This window comes from Methylobacterium mesophilicum SR1.6/6 (assembly GCF_000364445.2).
Classification (GTDB): Bacteria; Pseudomonadota; Alphaproteobacteria; order Rhizobiales; family Beijerinckiaceae; genus Methylobacterium; species Methylobacterium mesophilicum_A.
Genome location: NZ_CP043538.1, coordinates 4,767,723 through 4,785,152, shown reverse-complemented (window position 1 = coordinate 4,785,152; position 17,430 = coordinate 4,767,723). Strand labels below are relative to the sequence as shown.

The window sequence follows — 17,430 nt, the reverse complement described above, 5'->3', positions numbered from 1 at the left end:
AGCGGCCTGCGCTCGGGTTGGATGGAGCGGGGCGCGTCGGGACGGGGCGCCCGGGGCACCCGCGCCGCTGGAACCGGCGCGCCCGGTCAGGCCGCGCGCAGGGCCTCGATCTCGGCGATCGTCTCCGTCGCCCTCGCCCGGAGCGGGCCCAGCATCGGGCCGACATCGTCCCCCGCCCGGCAGGCCGCCTCGACCGTCCGGCAGGCCTCGGCGAGCGCCGCGAAGCCCACCATGCTGGCCGCTGACACCATCGCGTGCGCGTCCAGCATGAGCCGCTCGCGGTCCACCGCCGGCGACGCATCGGCTCCGAAGCGCTGGGCGAGTTCGCGGGCGAGCATCGCCAGGAGCTCGCGCATGCGCCCCCGGCCGACGATCTCGGTCATCTCGTCCAGGACGGCCCGGTCGATCGACGTGCCGGGGCAGGCCGGCGCCGCGGGCCGTGCCGCCCAGCGGTCGACCGCCGCCAGCAGCGCCTCCGTCCGGAACGGCTTGCCCACATGGTCGTCGAGCCCGGCCGCGCGCAACGCGGCCAGCTGCTGTGGCAGCACGTTCGCCGTCATCGCGACGATCGGCAGGCCCCCCGTCGATCCTCCGAGGGCGCGAATCCGACGGGTCGCCGTCAGGCCGTCCATCACGGGCATCTGCACGTCCATCAGGACGAGGTCGTAGGGTCTGGCTCGAACCGCCGCCAGAGCGGCGGCCCCGTCCTCCACCACGTCCACCGCATGCCCGGCCCGCTCGAGGATCGTCCGGGCGAGTTCCTGGTTGAGCCGCACGTCCTCGGCCAGGAGGATGCGCCGGCCCGGGCTGCGGGCGGTCGCGGCGGGCTGTGCCGCGACCGGGCGTTCCGGCACCGCCTCGGGCAGGGCGACTGTGAACCAGAAGGTCGCGCCCTGTCCGAAGGCGCTCTCGACGCCGATCGCGCCGTCCATCAGCGCCACGAGGGATTTCGAGATGGCGAGGCCAAGGCCGGTGCCGCCGTACTCGCGGCTGATGGAGCCGTCGACCTGCGAGAACCGCCGGAACAGGCGGTCGCATTTGTCGGCGGGGATGCCGATGCCGGTATCGCGGATCGCGAAGCGCAGGAGCCGTGCCCCGGCCCGATCGGCGGGATCGGCCTCGACCGTCAGGTCGATGCGGCCCGCGGGTGTGAACTTCACGGCGTTGTTGAGGAGGTTCAGCAGGATCTGCCGGAGCCGGTCCTCGTCACCCGCGATCCAGTCCGGCAGGCCCGGCCCGCGGGCGATGCTCAGCGCGAGCCCCTTGCGCTCGGCCGACGGTCGCACGATCGAGACGGCGTTGTCGATGAGCGATTCCAGCGCGAACGGCCGGGGCACGATCTCGATCTGCCCGGCCTCGACCTTCGAGAAGTCGAGGACGTCGTTCACCACCGTCAGGAGCGCGGCCCCCGCGCTGCGGATGCGGTCGGCGTGCCGGCGCGCCACAGGCCCGAGATCGCTCTCGTCGAGCAGCAGATCGGCATAGCCGATCACACCGTTGAGCGGCGTGCGGATCTCGTGGCTCATGGTGGCCAGGAACTCGCTCTTGGCCGCGCTCGCCCGCTCGGCCTCCAGGCGTGCGGCATCTGCCGCGGCCTTCGCGGCGATGAGCGCCGCCTCGGCGGCCTTGCGGGCGGTCACGTCGATGTTGAGGCCGAGCATCCGCCGCGTCCGGCCGTCGGGTCCGGGGACCCCGCGCCCGACGCCGTTGATCCAGCGCACGCCGCCCTCCGGCGTCGGGACCCGGAACTCGATGGAGAAGGTCTCCCCGGCTTCCGCGGCCGCCGAGGCGATCCGCAGGGCGCGCTCGCCGTCTTCGCGGTCGATCAGCGAGAGCCAGGTCTGCGCATCGAGGTTGTAATCCCGGTCGGTCTCGATCCCGTGCAGGCGCGCGCTCCCCGGGGACCATGCGATCCGGGCGCTGTCGAGGTCGAGGTGCCACGTGCCCGCCTCGGCCGCGGTCTGGGCGAGGAGCAGCAGGCTGCTCGCCTCCTCGACCTCGCGCCGCGCGGTCACGATCTCGTCGATGTCGAGGGCGGTGCCGAGCATGCCGATCATGGTCTCGCCCTGCCAGATCGGCAGGAGGACGAGCTTGTGCCAGCGATAGGCGCCGTCGTGCCGCCGCAGCCGCCCCTCGACCTCGTAGGCGCTCCGGCTGGCACGCGCCTCGGACCACATACGCTCCATCCGCTCCGCGTCGTCGGGATGGTTGCGGGCGATCCGGGCGGCGCGCGAGGGCCCGATCGGGCCGTAGTAATCCTCGAAGCGCCGGTTGACGTAGGTCGCCTCGCCGGTTCCGGTACTGGCGATCCAGACGAGCTGGGGCAGGGCGTCGGCGAGCGCCCGGTAGCGGGCCTCGCTCAGGCGCAGCGCGTCCTCGGCGGCTCTGCGGGCGCTCACGTCGCGCAGCGTGGCGACGTAGCCGTCCGGCGCCCCCGTCACCCGGTCGTGGGTCAGGCTGAAGGAGATCTCCAGCCAGATCCAGCGGCCGTCCGCGTGGCGGTATCGCTGGCAGGTCAGGGCCCGCGCGGTGCGGCCGCTGGTCAGGCCGACCAGGACTTCGCGGTAGACCGGAACGTCGTCGGGATGGACGAAGTCCAGGGGCTGGGTGCCGACGAGGGCCTCGGGCGCGTAGCCCAGGACGGCGCGCACGGCCGGCGAGACGTAGCGGCGGCAGGTGGTCAGGTCGGACCAGATGATGATGTCGGTGGCGTTCTCGGCCAGGAGCCGGTAACGGCGCTCGCTCGCCTCCAGCGCCTGCTCGGCGATCCGCGCCTGCGTGACGTCCCCGAAGGTGAGGACCGCGCCGCCGTCTGCCAGAGGCGAGCGCCGGACCTCCAGGACGGTCCCGCTGGGCAGGCGCCAGTCGAAGATCGGCGGGAGCGCCCGCGGGTCGCGGCCGACAGACCCCAGACGCAGATCGGATTCCGCCGCGGCGAAATCGCCCCGGGCGCGCTGGTAGGCGTGGATGTCGGGGAAGGCGACGCCTGCCCGCAGGACGTCGCCCGGCAGGGCGAGGAGGTCCGCGGCGCTGCGGTTGAACACCCGCACCCGCTGCGCGGCGTCGAGGATCACAAGTCCCTGGTCCATGCTGTCCAGAGTGCCGCGCAGGAGCGTGTCGGTCTCGTGCGCGCGCTGCTCGGACCGCACCAGATCGGTCACGTCGAGGAGGAGGCCGTGCAGCGCCACCAGGGCGCCGTCGGGGCCCAGTTCGGGCAGCCCCTGGATGATCGCGTCGCGGCCGGTGCCGTCCGGGCGCAGGATACGGGCGCGCGCCTGATACGGGTGCGGGGGCGTGCGGCCGGCCAGGAGATCCTCGACCCGCGCGACCACGGCGGCGCGGTCGTCCGGGTGATAGCAGGTGAAATGCTCGTCCAGGGAGAGGCAGCTTTCTCCGGGTGGATCGCCCAGGACGCGCGAGAGGCTCGCCGACCGGGTCACGCGCCGGGTGTGCGGGTCGAGGCGCCACTGCCCGAACCCGAAGACGCCCGCCCAAGGCCCCCGATCGCTTCCGGCCGGGACCGGGGCAGGCACGTCTGGGGGCATGGGCGCGTCCGGATCCGTTCGACCGGCGCAAACCGCGCCCCGGACGCCCGCGGCGCCCGTCCGGATGTCAACTGCTCAGCCGATGGTTGCTGATTTCTTGCCGGGTTCGCGCGGCGGCCGGGGATCCCACGCAGAACCTGGGGCCGTGTCACTGCCGCGCCGTGCACCGCGTCTTGCCGAGTCCCGCCACCGTGCGCGCCGCGAAGGTGAAGATCGACCGCTCCTCGATGGCCGCGGAGCCGGTCGACTTCATGAAACCCGCGTAGCCTGGGCAGTTCTTCGGTGTCGGCGTGTCGGCGACCTGGCGCCAGAACGTGAGGCCCTTGTCGTCGAGGCTGAATTCCTCGCTCCGGCAGCCGGAGGCCGGGTTGCAGCCTCCCTGCACCGAGTAGCCGGCCTCGAGCAGCTTGCGGGCAGTCGGGACCTCGTAGATCACCAGAGTTCGGTCCGGCCCGGTTCCGTCATCGACGATCAGGAATGTCCTGACGAGTTCGACATTGACGTGGGCCGTCTCGTCGCGCGGGCCATCGTCGCCCAGGACGCGGTCGCCGGGCCGCTGTCCCACGGCGCAGTCGGTCTTCGGGTCGGTAGTCGAGGCGCGCACCAGAAATCGGGTGCCGGCGGAGTCCATCTTATCGGTCGCCAGGACCGTGGCCACGGCGTTGCGGTAGCAGTGCCAGGCGATCGTGGCCCCGGGATCCGGTTGCGCCCGGCCGGCGGCCGGGGCGAGGCTCACGGTAAGGCCGAGAACGACGCTGCCCGCGAGGCTCGGCGAGAGGCGTGACGTGGATCGCGACGCCGGACGGGCGCCGTGGAGGCGGGACGGTTTCCGGAGGGGCATCGCCGCATCCTTGAGGTCGGCATGGAATCTATCGGGCGCGACGGCCGGTTCGTCGGGATCGAGGCCGTCTCGCAGAGGCGGCCGCCGGATCTGTGGCAGAAACCGGCGGCCGTTCGAGACCTGGGCCGAGCGTCGAAGCGGATGATGCGCTGGTGTGAGCGCATCCCCGCGCCGGGCGGGCCCCGCAGGATGCGCGCCCGGTCCGGCGTCAGTCCTTGCGGACCAGGGCCGCCGGAGTGGCCGGTTCGCCGAGTCCGAAATCGGCGAGCTTGTAGGACAGCTGCAAGAAGCCGCCGTAGCGATCGGTCTCGAACTTGGTCGGGCTGCGCGGATAGAACGGGAACTTCGTCTGGCCCGAATCCGTCTGCATCCGCCAGTAACGGCCGCCGACGCCGACGCTCACGCTGGAGGTCAGGTCGTACGAGACGAGGCCCTCCGCGAAGTAGCCGTCACCGCGGCCCCGCTGCGGCAGCGGATTGATGTCCGGTCGGAACCAGTGACGGTCGACCCCGTCCATCGTCACCACGGGCAGATAGGCGCCTTCCAGGCTCAGCCGGAGCCGGTCGAACCGAACCTCGCCGATCACGCCGATGCGCAGCGCATTCCAGCGTAGGTTCTCACCGAGGCCCTTGATCTGGTTGGAGATGGCACTCGAGCCTGCGCAGATGCCGCCCCGCGCCACCTGCTCGCAGCCGTAACCGTCGAGGAGTTCGGCCTCGTACTGGTAGCCGGCGAAGGCGCCGAGCCTGAACACGTCGCCGCGCAGGACATTGTAGCCGAGATCGACCACCCCGTACTTGATGTCGCCATCCTTGATGGGCGAGAGCGTCTTCGAGTAGCGGCTCAAGACTGGCGGGAAGTCCTCGTCGGAGAGGCGGCCGGAGGTGACTCCGCCTGCTCCCAGGAATCCCTTGGCGAACAGGCCCGTCGGCGCGTGGTCGAGCCGCGCAAAGCTCTCGCCGGCATGAGCGTCCGATCCCGCGTAGATCAGGCGGGAATTCACCTGGCGCGGGGTGTAGGGATCGCCGAGGGTGTAGCGCGGGCCGCCCGAGCTGTAGAAGTAGCGCAGCCCACCCTCGAAGGCCCAGGTGGCCGGGGCGGCCAAGCTGGCCGGCGCGAAGTCGGGCAGTCCGGCTCCGAAACGGTAATTGAGGCCGGCCCGGGTCAGGAAGCCGTCCGTCGCGATGCGGGTGCCGGCGTGATAGCTGGGAAGGTCGAGGCGGCTCCAGTCCGAGAGGACCGTGCGGCTGCCGAGGTCGTAATACAGGCCCTCGACCTTGATTGAGAGGTGCGGGCTGAGCGCCTGCTCGATGCCGGCACCGGCCACGTAGCCCAGGCGCAGGTCGCCCTGACGGCCATCGAAGACTGTGGTGGGGTCGTACGGGCTGAAAACGCTCAGGTTGTTGTCGGTCCGGACGCTTCCAAAGGCGAGACCGCCCGTAGCGTAGACGAACGTCCGGTCGAAGGCGAAGCCGAGCTTGCCGCGGACCGTCGTCAGATTGTCCAGTCGCTGTCCGGAATGCGCGCTGGTGTCGAAAAGATAGCCGCGGCCCTGAGTCCGGACATCGCCTTCCCAGTGATCGTAGCCCCAGAGCCGGGTGTACTGGTGATCCACGGCGCCACCGACGACCAGCCCCGAGCCCAGCTGCCAATTGTAGCCGACCTCGGCGCCCGCGATGAAGCCATCGTCGGTGGCTTTCCGCGACGGAAGGACAGGACAGAGGCGCCCGCCGGGCTGTCCGCCCGGGCCCGTGCAGACGAACTGCGTGGTCCGGTCGAGGGTGCCGTACCCGGTGAACAAGCCTGCATAGGCTCCCGTCCAGGTGAAGACCGGTGGCGGGGCGTGCGGGACCGGCCGGGACGTCCGCGGCAGATCCGCGGCCATCGCGGTCTGTGAGAGAAGGAGAAGAACAAGTCCGGAACCCAAGTTTCGATGCATCATAGGGACCTTAGATTCGCGCGCTCTTGCGTTGAGTAGAGATTTTCTTCGCGCCCGAGATTGCCTCGATGTTTATTTGATGCCGGTGAGTCTCGAAACGCGTTAGCATAGACGCCGCGCTTGGTTTTATATGATCGACGCAGATGATTGGACAAATCTTGGCGGTTCTGCGCATCCCGCTGAAGGGAAATAATCGTTCGGCGCAATGTTTATGATGCCATTGAATGTAATCAATATTGCGTATTATCCAGAGAGACAGAACCGTTAGTCCGCAATCAAAGGCTTATTATCTCTGTATATTGTTTGCCGTGGAGCGAGAAACATTTTGTTTCAGGTGATGCGTTGGTGCATCACCTTCGGTCTTGGCGGTCATTGCTTCGTGCGCGACGGGCCGCCTTGGTTCAGGAGGCTGCATGTCGGGAGCCTTGGAAGGCCGCCTTGGCTGCGCCATCGCTCTGGCCCGACTCGACCCGGCCAGGCCCCGCTCCGCGCAGCGCGGGGATGCCTGGGCGGCCTCCTCCGTGACATCCAGGCGAGGCAGAGGCGCAGGTCCCGCGTTCCGATCGTCTGCGTCGCGGGTCGCCCGTTCCGCCGACTCAATATTGGGAACCATCCGGGTGCGCCGCGGCTTCCTGCGCGGGGTCACGGAAGGATCTGCTCCGTCCGCGGCCTCGTGGAGACCGGCCGTCCCTCCCGGGGCGGCGAGAGAGGATTTATCGCGTGCGCACTTCGCTCATCACCGCCGCCCTGCTTGCAGCCCTCGGAGGCGCCGTGGCGTTGCCGGCTTCCGCCGCCCCGCTCGCGCCCGGTGCCGTCGCCGCGCCGGACGGCATGATCTCGACGGTCCAGATGGATCGGATGGAGCGCCACATGATGCGGCGACGCATGGAGCGCCGGATGATGCGTCACCGGATGGAGCGTCACATGATGCACCGCGAGATGCGTCACCGGATGATGCGTCGGGAGATGATGCACCGCATGTGATCGCAACCGGTCCGGCCGGCGACGCGACCGTCAGGATCCCCGCGGCACAGGGCCAGCGCCAGCGCGCCGGCCGCCGCGGGGGAGTGTCCGGGATCGAACTATCCGGCGCGCGGAGCGTTTCAAGCCACCCATCAGGCACCGCGCGCCTCCCGTCCACCTGCAACGGGCGGACGGGAGCGACCCGGTCAAGCGGGCTCGCGCCGTGTTTCAAGGAGAACTGAACGATGAAGGCGTATCTGGCAGCTGCCGCATTGAGTCTCGGTGTGCTGAGCGCGGTCGGTCCGGTTTCGGCGCAGCCCCGCCCCGACTACGACGACTACGGATATCGGGACCGGGGATACCGGGATCGCGGTGACTACGACGATCGCCGCTATCGGGATCGAGACGATTACCGCGGTCGCGCCACGTACGGTTTCGATGAGCGCGAATACCTGCGCTGCAACCCGGATGTCCGCCGTGCCGTGGCGGCCGGTCAGATGGAATCCGGCGCTGCACATTACCGCGTCTTCGGGCGCCGCGAAGGTCGTCGGCTGAGCTGCTGAGGCGGGGCGGCAGGCGCCGTTCCGACGGCGCCACCGCACGCGCGCGGTCGTTTCGGCACGGGGTGACGCTCCGGGTCGGGCCGGGGCGGTCGACCCGCCTCTGCGCCTGCGGTCTCAGCATCCAACAAGGACGGCGCGGGCGGATCCTCACCGGCGTTCCGACAGCACCCGATCCCGGGCATAGCGGCACCGGCCGCCGACCGTTCGACAGCGGTGTCGCGCGCACACGCTGCACGCGTCCCGGCCTGTCGCCCGCGGAGCGGCGCTCGATCGCGATTGCGGGGGTAACTCCCACCGCCGGGACGTGACACATCGGCAGGTTCTATGATGTCCCCTCCCGGCGCGCAGGGGGCGTCTCCATGTTCGACTTCAGTCAGCTCCGATGCTTCGCCGCGGTGGCGGAAGAGCTGCATTTCGGCCGCGCCGCCGCGCGTCTGAACATGACGCAGCCGCCCCTGTCGCGGCAGGTCCAGGTGCTGGAGCGCATCCTCGACGTGCAGCTGCTCGAGCGGACCAGCCGCTCGGTCCGCCTCACCGCGGCCGGACGGAGCTTTTTGCCCGAGGCCCAGCGCATCCTGCGGCTGGCCGAGTCCGCCACGCACACGACCCGGCAGGTGGCGGCCGGACGCGCGGGCGTCCTCAAGCTCGGATTCACGGCGGCCTCGGCCTACGATTTCCTGCCCCGCCTCGTGGCGGCCTTCCGGCAGGCGCTGCCCGACGTCACGCTCGCCCTGCGCGAGATGGTGACCAAGGATCAGCTCGAGGAGCTGCTCGCCGGGCGGATCGACGCCGCGCTGGTGCGCCCGCCCGTGACGCATCCGGATCTCACGGCCATCCGGGCGATGGCCGAGCCGCTCGTGGTGGCCCTGCCGGCCGGCAACGCCCTCGCGGCGCGCGGGACGCTCGTGCCCCGCGACCTCGCCGACGAGGACCTCATCGCCTACGCGCCGAACGAGGCGCATTACTTCCACGATCTCGTCCAGGAACTGCTCGCCGAGGCCGAACTCCGGCCGCGCGTCGTGCAGCAGCTCACCCAGATTCACTCGATCCTGGCTCTGGTGCGCAGCGGTCTCGGAATCGCCCTCGTCCCCGCGGCGGCCGAGCACCTGCGCCTCGAAGGCGTGGTGTTCCGGGCGCTGGCGCTGCCCGATCCGCGCCCGGCCGAGCTGATCCTGGCGTGGCGGCGGAACGCGGATGCGCCGCTCCTCGCGCAGCTGGTCTCGATCCTCGAAGCACTGCCGTCGGCCTGATCGATGCCGGTATGGCATCAATCGATCCACCCTTTGGCTTTGACCCAGGGGCGGAAGACTGCACCTATGGGATCAAACAAACATCCCCGGGAGGATCGCGATGGACAGCCTCACCAATCGCTTCAAGGCGGCGCTCGCAGAGGGCCGCCAGCAGATCGGCCTGTGGTGCAGCCTCGCGAGCCCCATCTCCACCGAGATCGTCGCGGGGGCCGGATTCGACTGGCTGCTCCTCGACATGGAGCACTCGGCCAACGACCTCCGGGACATCTACGCCCAGCTGCAGGCGATGATGGAGGGCGGCACCCACCCGATGGTCCGGGTGCCGAGCGACGATCCCATCACCATCAAGCGCATCCTCGACGCCGGCGCCCAATCGCTGATGATCCCCAACATCGACGACGCCGAGCAGGCCCGTCGGGTCGTTGCGGCGACCCGCTACGCGCCGCGCGGCATCCGCGGCTTCTCGCAGGCGCCGCGGGCCGCCCGGTTCGGCCGGATCCCGGATTACCACACTCGCTGCGAGGCCGAGATTTTCGTGGCGGTGCAGGTCGAGTCCCGACGCGCCCTCGATAATCTGGACGCGATCGCCGCCGTGGAGGGCGTGGACGGCGTGTTCATCGGACCCGGCGACCTCTCCACCAGCCTCGGCTATCTCGGCCAGCAGGGCCACCCGGAGGTGGTGCGGACCATCGAGGAGGCCGTCGGCCGTGTCGGCAAGGCCGGCAAGCATGCCGGCATCCTGACGCCGAGCGAGGAACTGGCCCGCCGCTACATCGCCGCCGGCACCCGCTTCACCGCCGTGGGCTCCGATATGGGCCTGCTCGCCCGCAACGCCGAAGCGCTGGCCGGGCGCTTCCGGACCGCACAGTGAGGGCCCGCCCATGCACGCCGAGATCGAAGCCCCGACCCGTGGGCGCCCTGCCGGCGACGTGCCGCGCACGATCCGCCTGAGCGACAGCGACAACGTCGCGATCGTGGTCAATGCCTTCGGGCTGCCCGCCGGCACCGTGTTTCCGGACGGCCTGGAACTCGTCGAGTTCGTGCCGCAGGGCCACAAGGTGGCCCTCTGCGACATCCCGGAGGGCGGCGAGGTCCGCCGCTACGGCGAGGTGGTCGGCATCGCGGTCCAGGAGATCCGGCGCGGATCCTGGGTGGAGGAGTCTCGGGTCACGACGCCGGTCGCTCCCGCCCTCGACGCCCTCGATCACGCCACCCGCGTGCCGGCGCCCCTGCCCCCGCTGGAGGGCTTCACGTTCGAGGGCTACCGCAACCCCGACGGGTCGGTGGGCACCAAGAACATCCTGGCGATCTCCATCAGCGTGCAATGCGTCGCCGGCACCCTCGACGTGGCGATCCGCCGGATCAAGCAGGAGTTGCTGCCGCGCTACCCCAACGTCGACGACGTGGTCGGCCTGACCCACGCCTATGGCTGCGGCGTCGCCATCAACGCCCCCGAGGCGGTGGTGCCGATCCGGACGCTCCAGAGCCTCGCCCAGAACCCGAATTTCGGCGGCGAGGTCATGGTGGTGGGGCTCGGCTGCGAGAAGCTCGTCTCGGAGCGCCTCCTGCCCGACAACGGGGCGGCCGGCGACGGGGTGGTGCGTCTCCAGGACGAGCGTCATCGCGGCTTTTCCGCCATGATCGACAGCATCCTGGCGATGGCGGAAGCCCGCCTGGAGGTGCTGAACCGCCGGACGCGCGAGACCTGTCCCGCCTCCGAGCTGGTGGTCGGCCTGCAATGCGGCGGCAGCGACGCCTTCTCGGGCGTGACCGCCAACCCGGCGCTGGGCTTCGCGGCGGATCTGCTCGTGCGCTGCGGCGCGACGGTCATGTTCTCGGAGGTGACGGAGGTGCGCGACGCGATCCACCTCCTCACTCCCCGGGCGAAGACCCCGGAGGTCGCCGAGGCGCTGATCCGCGAGATGGCGTGGTACGATGCCTATCTCGCCAAGGGCGAGGCCGACCGCCGGGCCAACCCGTCCCCCGGCAACAGGAAGGGCGGCCTCAACAACATCGTCGAGAAGGCCCTGGGCTCGGTGGCGAAGTCCGGCACCAGCGCCATCTCCGGGGTGCTGGCGCCGGGCGAGCGGCTGCGCGGGAAGGGTCTGATCTTCGCCGCGACCCCGGCGAGCGACTTCGTCTGCGGCACGCTGCAGCTCGCCTCCGGCATCACCCTGCAGGTCTTCTCCACCGGGCGCGGCACGCCCTACGGGCTCGCCCAGGCGCCGGTGATCAAGGTCGCCACCCGGACGGAACTCGCCGAGCGCTGGTCCGACCTGATCGACCTCGATGCCGGCCGCATCGCCACCGGCGAGGCCACGATCGAGGAGGTCGGCTGGGAGCTGTTCCACTTGATCCTCGACGTCGCGAGCGGGCGCAAGCGTCCCTGGTCGGACCAGTGGGGCCTGTTCAACGACCTGACCCTGTTCAACCCGGCGCCGATCACCTGACGGCTGCGCCGGCCGCCCGCGGGGCATGCGCTGTCGGGGGATCGCGGCGCGCGCCAAGCTTTGGTAGGCAGCCGGCGATTGCCATGACGCTGCCGATTCCCGCCCTCCGGACCGTGCTCTTCCGCCTGCACTGGGCGCTGGGCCTCACAGCCGGCCTCGTCCTCGCGCTGATGGGCCTGACCGGGGCGCTGATGAGCTACGAGGAGGCGATCACCGCCGTCGCCAACCGCGACCGGCTCGTGGTGGCCGCCGCCGACCGCCCGGCGCTTCAACCCGCAGCCCTGGCGGCGCGGATCACGGCGCAGGCCGGTCATCCGGTGAACGCCCTCACCCTCAGCTCCGACCCGGCGGCGAGCGTCCATGTCCGCTTCGCCCGTGATCCGGAGACCCGTGCGCGGCCGTCCTCGGTTTACGCCGACCCGTATGACGGCGCGGTGCTCGGCCCGGTGCGGCTGGAGGCAGCGTTCGCGACCGTGCGGGACCTGCACCGCTGGCTGCTGATTCCCGGCGGCTCCAAGGGATGGGGCCGCACCATCACGGGGGCCTGCGTGCTGGCGCTCCTGGCCTTCCTGGCCACCGGCCTGTACCTGCGCTGGCCCAAGATCCATCGCTGGCGGATCTGGCTGAAGCCCAGCCTGACCCGCCCGGGCCGGGCGCGGTGGTGGTCGCTCCACGCCGTGGCGGGCACGTGGCTCGCGCCGGTCTACCTCGTCATGGCGCTCACGGGGCTGACGTGGTCCTACCCGGCGTTCAAGGACGGCGCCCAAAGGCTGCTCGTGGGCGAGGCGCGGCCCGCGGGCGCCGAGGGCCGCCGGGCGTCCCGTGCCGTGCCGGCCGGCGACGAGGCTGCGGCCGCCGCGCCGACGGTCCTCGACCGGGCCTGGGTCGCGTTCCGGACCGGAGACGGGCGCGAGGCGGACTCGGCGATCTTGACCCTGCCGGAGCCCGGCGCACGGGCGATCCGGATCCGATGGCTGCCGCGGGGCGTCGATGCGCCGAGCGCCCGCAACGAGGTCCGCTACGATGCCGAGACCGGCGCGCCGCTCGCGGCCGAGCGCGCCGCCGACATGCCGCTGGGCAAGCGCCTCATGGAGAACATCCTCGAGGTCCACCGCGGGCGCTTCTTCGGCGACGTGTTCGCCCTGGTGTTCTGCCTCGCGGCATTGGCCATGCCGGGCTTCGCGGCGACCGGGCTGACCCTCTATGTCCTGCGCCGCCGCGCGGCGGCCCGGCGCAGGGGCGCGGTGCCCGCGGCCCCGGCAGGAGCCGTGCGTCCGGCGAGTTCCTGAGACGGTCCCCGAGTGTAGCCGGGCTTGCCCGCAGTTCTCTCGTCATCACGCGCGCGGCGATGCGACTCAGGGATGCGCGAGGCCGGTCGGCATGGCGCTGCCAGTATCGCTTCGCTCCGCTCGCGCAGGTGGCGACGCCGTTGCCGGAAATCGGGACGGTGTCGCGCCGGTCGCCTTTCGCGCGGAGGGCGCCCGCCGGGCTCACATCCGCGCGGTGATCGTCGCCAGGACCGTGAAGGGCGCGCCAGGGGTATTGTTGAACTGATTGAACGGTTGCTCGATGTAGCGCGCGTTCGTCAGATTCCGGATGTTGACCGCGAAGCGATAGTGCGCGTCGAAGTCGTAGTACACGGCCGCATCGACGCGATTGTACGCCCCGACCTTGTAGCTGTTGTTGAGGTCGCCGAAGCGCTGCCCGACATGGGTGATGCCGATGCCGAGCCCGAGGCCGCGCAGGGAACCGGCCTGGACGTCGTAGGTGGTCCACACGCTGCCGCTGAAGGCCGGCGCCCCCACGAGGCGGTTTCCGACCGCGAAGACCCTGTCCTTGGTGATCCGGGCGTCGAGATAGCCGACACCGCCGATGATCCTCCAGCCCGGAAGGATCTCGCCGGCCAGATCCGCCTCGACACCCTCCGAGCGCTGCTGCCCGGTGATCACCGAGAAGCCGGTATTGACGGGGTCATTGCCGGCGACGTTGTCCCGGGTGATCCGGAAGGCGGCCGCGCTCAGGGTCAGGTCGGGGTTGATGTCGATACGGGTTCCGACCTCGATCTGCTCGCCGGTCTCGGGCGCCGGATTGACGACGTTGAGCACGTTCGCTGTCTGCGGCGCGAAGGAGGTGGCGTAGCTGGCATAGAACGTCAGCGGCTCGAACGGCCGATAGATCAGGCCGATGCGCGGCGAGGCGCCGAACAGGTCCTGCTCGGGGGGCTGGCTCTTCGAGCCGGGCGTGCGGGCGAAATAATATTGGCTGCCGAGATCGAACCGAGCACCGAGCACGAGCTGCAATTCGGGCGTGAGGGCGATCTGGTCCTGCAGGTAGAACCCGAACAGTTCGAGCTTCTGCTTCAGGTCTTGCTGGAGCGAGAGCGCTCCGGGCGTGCCGCCGAAGACCGGGTTCAGGAAGCTGACCGGGGTGTAGGACCCCTGCTGGGAATACGGGTGGCGGAAGCCGTTGGTGTACTCGAAGCCCACCAGGGCGGTGTGGGCGAAGCCGAGCGTGTCGAACTTCATGATCGCTTCGGTCTGCGTATCCACCGCGGCGAAACGCGAATCGACCGAGGTGTCGCGCCGCGTGACCTGCGTGCCGGCAGTGTTGACGCCCGTGGCCCGGGCTGAGAATAGGTTGAACGCGCCCCATTGCCCGTTGATGACCTGCCGCAGCGTCACGTTTTCGTTGACGTCGTGCTCGGCCCGCATCGTGATCCCGTTGAACTCGCCGTAGTAACGCGAGGACGGCTCACCGTAGTAGCGGCGGATGTTGTCCAGCGGCACACGCCCGCGGAACGCGATGAGCCCTTCGTCGTACTGGGTGCGCTGGCTGGTGGCTTCCGCGTTGATGTAGACCCGGGTGTCGGCGCTCGGCGTCCAGCTCAAGGCCGGCGCGATGAAGACGCGCCGGTTGGTGTTGTCGCCGATATTGCGGAACGTCGGATCTTCCTGCGCGGCGAAGGTGAGGCGCGCGGCGAGCCCGTCGATGGCTGGGATCGCGCTCGAAACCGAGCCCTGAAACCGCCGGAAGCCGAAGCTGCCGCCCTGGACGCTCGCATCCGCGGTCGGCTCCAGGGTCGGTCTGCGGGTCACGATGTTGACGACACCGCCCGGATCGCCCCGGCCGAACAGCACGGAGGCCGGCCCCTTGATCACTTCGATCCGTTCGGCGTTCGCGAGGTCGCGTTCCACCGGATAGAAGTTGATCGCCGGATTGGTCAGGATGCCGTCGACGGCGAAGAGCTGCGTGGCGAAGCCGCGGATGACGTAGTTCTGCGAGCGGCCCTGCACGGTGCTGCCGGGCGTGACGTTGCTGACATTGGTGACGGCATCGGTCAGGCGCAGATCCTGCTGATCGGTGATCACCGCCCGCGGCACGATGTTGATCGATTGCGGCGAGTCGCGCACCGGTGTGTCGGTCTTGGTCGCCGTGGCCGAGCGCGTGGCTCGGTAGCCGATCACCGGGCCGTCCGCCCGCTCGATTGCAGGGCCGGTCCCGGTGACGCTCAGTTCCGAGAGGGCGACCTCGCCCGATACGACCTCAATCTCGGCTCGAGCCGAAGTCGTCGACAACACAATCAGCGATACCGTCAGACCAAAATGGGTTGAATTCCGGATCCCGCGCGATGCCGAAGTGCGTCGAGTGGCGTGTCCGCAAGACCAGGGCATAGTTTATAACTACTCTCAACAAGACGTGCGCCGGTCGGGCGCACGGATCCTTGAGAGGAGCGGCGATCACTTTTCAACGATCCTGCGTGATTGGATGCGCGGACTTCGCCGGAACTCGCCGGACGTGGCTGTTGAGCCACAGAATCTACTTTGAATAATTTAAAAGCTGTGGAACTTTCCAACCGGAATCTGTATGGCCACGGAGGCGGTACATCCAGAATTTGCTGGATCGTCGAGAACCTTCGCCTCTGCCGCGGGCTCGGCACCAGATCGCGGGCGCGGCGCCGGAAACGTCCGGCGCCGCGCGGGGACGACTCGGCGTTACACAGCCGGCTTGAGGGCTCCGGTCCGGTCGTGGAAGTCGGGGCCGTTGGTGGTCCGGGCCACGTGGCCGGCGCGGATCAGGTAGTCGCCGAAATGCTCGCCGGGCTGCCGGCCCTTCGCGTAATCGGCGAAGAGCGGGTCGAGGGTGTCGCGGATCTCGGAGGCCGCCACGTCCTCCCGGTAGAGCTTGCTCAGGCGCGAGCCGTCGAAGGCGGCGCCGAGATAGAGGTGGTAACGCTCGGGGCCGCGGCCGACGAGGCCGATCTCGGCGATGAACGGCCGCGCGCAGCCGTTCGGGCAGCCGGTGGAGCGGATCGTAATCTCCTCCTCGGCGAGTCCGTGGGCGGCCAGGCTCTCCTCTAGCTCGGTCATCAGGTCCGGCAGGTAGCGCTCGCTCTCGGCCAGCGCGAGGCCGCAGGTCGGCAGCGCCACGCAGGCCAGCGAGCTGCGCCGCAGCGCGCCCGCGCCCCGGGTCAGGCCATACTCGTCGACGAGCGCGTCGATCTCGGCGCGCTTCTCCGCCGGGACGTTGGCGATGATGACGTTCTGGTTGCCGGTGAGTCGGAAATCGCCCTCGTGCACCTCGGCGATCCGGCGCAGCCCCGAGAGGAACTGCGCGCCGCCGTCGATGTCCTTGATCCGGCCTGAGGGCACGTAGAGGGTCAGGTGGTGGCGGCCGTCCTCGCCCTCGACCCAGCCGTAGCGGTCGCCGTTGCCCGTGAAGGTGTAGGGCTTGGGCGCGCCGAGCTTCTTGCCGACGCGCTTCTCCACCTCGGCCCGGAAGGCGTCGAGCCCGTAGCGCTCGATCGTGTACTTGAGCCGGGCGTTCTTGCGGTTCTTGCGGTTGCCCCAGTCGCGCTGGACGGTCATCACCGCCTCGGCGACCTTCAGGGCGTCCTCGGGCTTCACGAAGCCCATCACGTCGGCGGTGCGCGGGAAGGTGTCGGGCTCGCCGTGGGTCATGCCCATGCCGCCGCCGACCGTCACGTTCCAGCCGGTGACCTGGTTCTTCTTGTCGAGGATCGCGATGAAGCCGAGGTCGTGGGCGAAGATGTCGACCTCGTTGGAGGGCGGCACCGCCACGACGGTCTTGAACTTCCGCGGCAGGTAGGTCCGGCCGTAGACCGGCTCGACCTCGGCCTCCTCCTCGCCGCCGACCACGCGCTCGCCGTCGAGCCAGATCTCGCGCCACGCGCTGGTCTTCGGCAGCAGGCTGTCCGAAATGTCCTTGGCGAGCTGGTAGGCGGCCTTGTGGGCGCCGGTCTGGGCCGGGTTCGTCGCCGCCATGACGTTGCGGTTGACGTCGCCGCAGGCCGCGATCGTGTCGAGCAGCGCGCCGTCGATGGCCGCCATCGTGCGCTTCAGGTTCGACTTGATCACGCCGTGGTACTGGAAGGTCTGGCGCGTGGTCGCGCGCAACGCCCCGCCCGCGTAGGTCCGGGCGATGTCGTCGAGGATCAGCCACTGCTTCGGCGTGATCACGCCGCCGGCGATGCGCAGGCGGATCATGAAGCTGTAGGCCTTGTCGAGCTTCTTCTTGGTCCGCTCGGGGCGCAGGTCGCGGTCGTCCTGCAGGTACATCCCGTGGAACTTCACGAGCTGCCCGTCATCCTCCGAGATCGCCCCGGTGGCGTGCTTCAGGAGGCCGTCCGCCAGCGTGCCGCGGAGGTAGCCGCTGGCGATCTTGATGTGCTCGTTGGCGGCGAGCTTCTCCGCGCGCGCGGCCTCGGCGTCCGTGATCGGGCGCGCGGTCGGCGGGGTCTCGTAGACGCGCTTGGCCGGGGCGGTGGTCGGGCCGGGGGCCGGGGTCTCGGCGGCGTCGCGGGGGCTGTGGTCGTCCATGGGGTGAATCCAGATGTCTGAACGCGTCTCCCTCCCCCGCAG

At 70.0% G+C, this 17,430-nt stretch carries 11 protein-coding genes; 6 read left to right on the top strand and 5 right to left on the bottom strand.

Annotated features, from left to right (window positions below; translation table 11 throughout):
• Positions 1-86 precede the first annotated feature (86 nt).
• The 3 genes from MMSR116_RS22690 to MMSR116_RS22680 form a co-directional block, all read right to left on the bottom strand.
• Positions 87-3,545 carry a PAS domain S-box protein gene (locus MMSR116_RS22690; protein ID WP_010686212.1) on the bottom strand — a complete coding sequence of 1,153 codons (3,459 nt, stop codon included), beginning with the start codon at positions 3,543-3,545 and terminating at the stop codon, positions 87-89.
• A 148-nt stretch (positions 3,546-3,693) separates the two neighbouring features.
• The gene (locus MMSR116_RS22685) at positions 3,694-4,386 is read right to left on the bottom strand and encodes a hypothetical protein (protein WP_039894343.1); all 693 of its coding nucleotides are present in this window, start codon (positions 4,384-4,386) and stop codon (positions 3,694-3,696) included.
• A 208-nt stretch (positions 4,387-4,594) separates the two neighbouring features.
• Positions 4,595-6,271: an outer membrane beta-barrel protein gene (locus MMSR116_RS22680; protein WP_244625515.1), complete on the bottom strand. Its 1,677-nt coding sequence runs from the start codon at positions 6,269-6,271 to the stop codon at positions 4,595-4,597.
• A gap of 774 nt (positions 6,272-7,045) precedes the next feature.
• Between MMSR116_RS22680 and MMSR116_RS22675 the strand changes: the two genes are divergently transcribed.
• The 6 genes from MMSR116_RS22675 to MMSR116_RS22650 all read left to right on the top strand — a co-directional run bounded on the left by MMSR116_RS22675 (position 7,046) and on the right by MMSR116_RS22650 (position 12,840).
• Positions 7,046-7,309 carry a hypothetical protein gene (locus MMSR116_RS22675; RefSeq protein ID WP_010686215.1) on the top strand — a complete coding sequence of 88 codons (264 nt, stop codon included), beginning with the start codon at positions 7,046-7,048 and terminating at the stop codon, positions 7,307-7,309.
• A gap of 224 nt (positions 7,310-7,533) precedes the next feature.
• Positions 7,534-7,851, top strand: a complete 318-nt coding sequence (locus MMSR116_RS22670) for a hypothetical protein (protein ID WP_010686216.1) — start codon at positions 7,534-7,536, stop codon at positions 7,849-7,851.
• Between the two features lie 359 nt (positions 7,852-8,210).
• On the top strand, positions 8,211-9,101 hold the full coding sequence (locus MMSR116_RS22665; RefSeq protein ID WP_010686217.1) for a LysR family transcriptional regulator: 891 nt from the start codon (positions 8,211-8,213) through the stop codon (positions 9,099-9,101).
• 100 nt (positions 9,102-9,201) lie between these two features.
• Positions 9,202-9,972 (top strand): HpcH/HpaI aldolase family protein, encoded by a 771-nt coding sequence (locus MMSR116_RS22660; protein ID WP_010686218.1) that lies wholly within the window; start codon positions 9,202-9,204, stop codon positions 9,970-9,972.
• 10 nt (positions 9,973-9,982) lie between these two features.
• Positions 9,983-11,551, top strand: coding sequence for a galactarate dehydratase (garD, locus tag MMSR116_RS22655; RefSeq protein WP_010686219.1), 1,569 nt, complete (start codon positions 9,983-9,985; stop codon positions 11,549-11,551).
• Positions 11,552-11,634: 83 nt separating this feature from the next.
• On the top strand, positions 11,635-12,840 hold the full coding sequence (locus MMSR116_RS22650) for a PepSY-associated TM helix domain-containing protein (RefSeq protein ID WP_010686220.1): 1,206 nt from the start codon (positions 11,635-11,637) through the stop codon (positions 12,838-12,840).
• Between the two features lie 201 nt (positions 12,841-13,041).
• Here MMSR116_RS22650 and MMSR116_RS22645 read toward each other — a convergent pair whose 3' ends face one another.
• Together MMSR116_RS22645 and MMSR116_RS22640 are read right to left on the bottom strand one after the other, a co-directional pair.
• Complete coding sequence (locus MMSR116_RS22645; RefSeq protein WP_010686221.1) at positions 13,042-15,222, bottom strand: TonB-dependent siderophore receptor; 2,181 nt, start codon at positions 15,220-15,222, stop codon at positions 13,042-13,044.
• A 321-nt stretch (positions 15,223-15,543) separates the two neighbouring features.
• The gene (locus MMSR116_RS22640) at positions 15,544-17,388 is read right to left on the bottom strand and encodes an NADPH-dependent assimilatory sulfite reductase hemoprotein subunit (RefSeq protein WP_010686222.1); all 1,845 of its coding nucleotides are present in this window, start codon (positions 17,386-17,388) and stop codon (positions 15,544-15,546) included.
• Positions 17,389-17,430: the final 42 nt, after the last annotated feature.

Bases quoted from the DNA above. Each gene is read 5' to 3' on its own strand.
- MMSR116_RS22685 (WP_039894343.1), bottom strand. From the start codon at position 4,386: ATGCCCCTCCGGAAACCGTCCCGCCTCCACGGCGCCCGTCCGGCGTCG.
- MMSR116_RS22665 (WP_010686217.1), top strand. From the start codon at position 8,211: ATGTTCGACTTCAGTCAGCTCCGATGCTTCGCCGCGGTGGCGGAAGAG.
- MMSR116_RS22650 (WP_010686220.1), top strand. From the start codon at position 11,635: ATGACGCTGCCGATTCCCGCCCTCCGGACCGTGCTCTTCCGCCTGCAC.
- MMSR116_RS22660 (WP_010686218.1), top strand. From the start codon at position 9,202: ATGGACAGCCTCACCAATCGCTTCAAGGCGGCGCTCGCAGAGGGCCGC.
- MMSR116_RS22645 (WP_010686221.1), bottom strand. From the start codon at position 15,222: ATGCCCTGGTCTTGCGGACACGCCACTCGACGCACTTCGGCATCGCGC.
- MMSR116_RS22690 (WP_010686212.1), bottom strand. From the start codon at position 3,545: ATGCCCCCAGACGTGCCTGCCCCGGTCCCGGCCGGAAGCGATCGGGGG.
- MMSR116_RS22670 (WP_010686216.1), top strand. From the start codon at position 7,534: ATGAAGGCGTATCTGGCAGCTGCCGCATTGAGTCTCGGTGTGCTGAGC.
- MMSR116_RS22680 (WP_244625515.1), bottom strand. From the start codon at position 6,271: ATGGCCGCGGATCTGCCGCGGACGTCCCGGCCGGTCCCGCACGCCCCG.
- garD (WP_010686219.1), top strand. From the start codon at position 9,983: ATGCACGCCGAGATCGAAGCCCCGACCCGTGGGCGCCCTGCCGGCGAC.
- MMSR116_RS22640 (WP_010686222.1), bottom strand. From the start codon at position 17,388: ATGGACGACCACAGCCCCCGCGACGCCGCCGAGACCCCGGCCCCCGGC.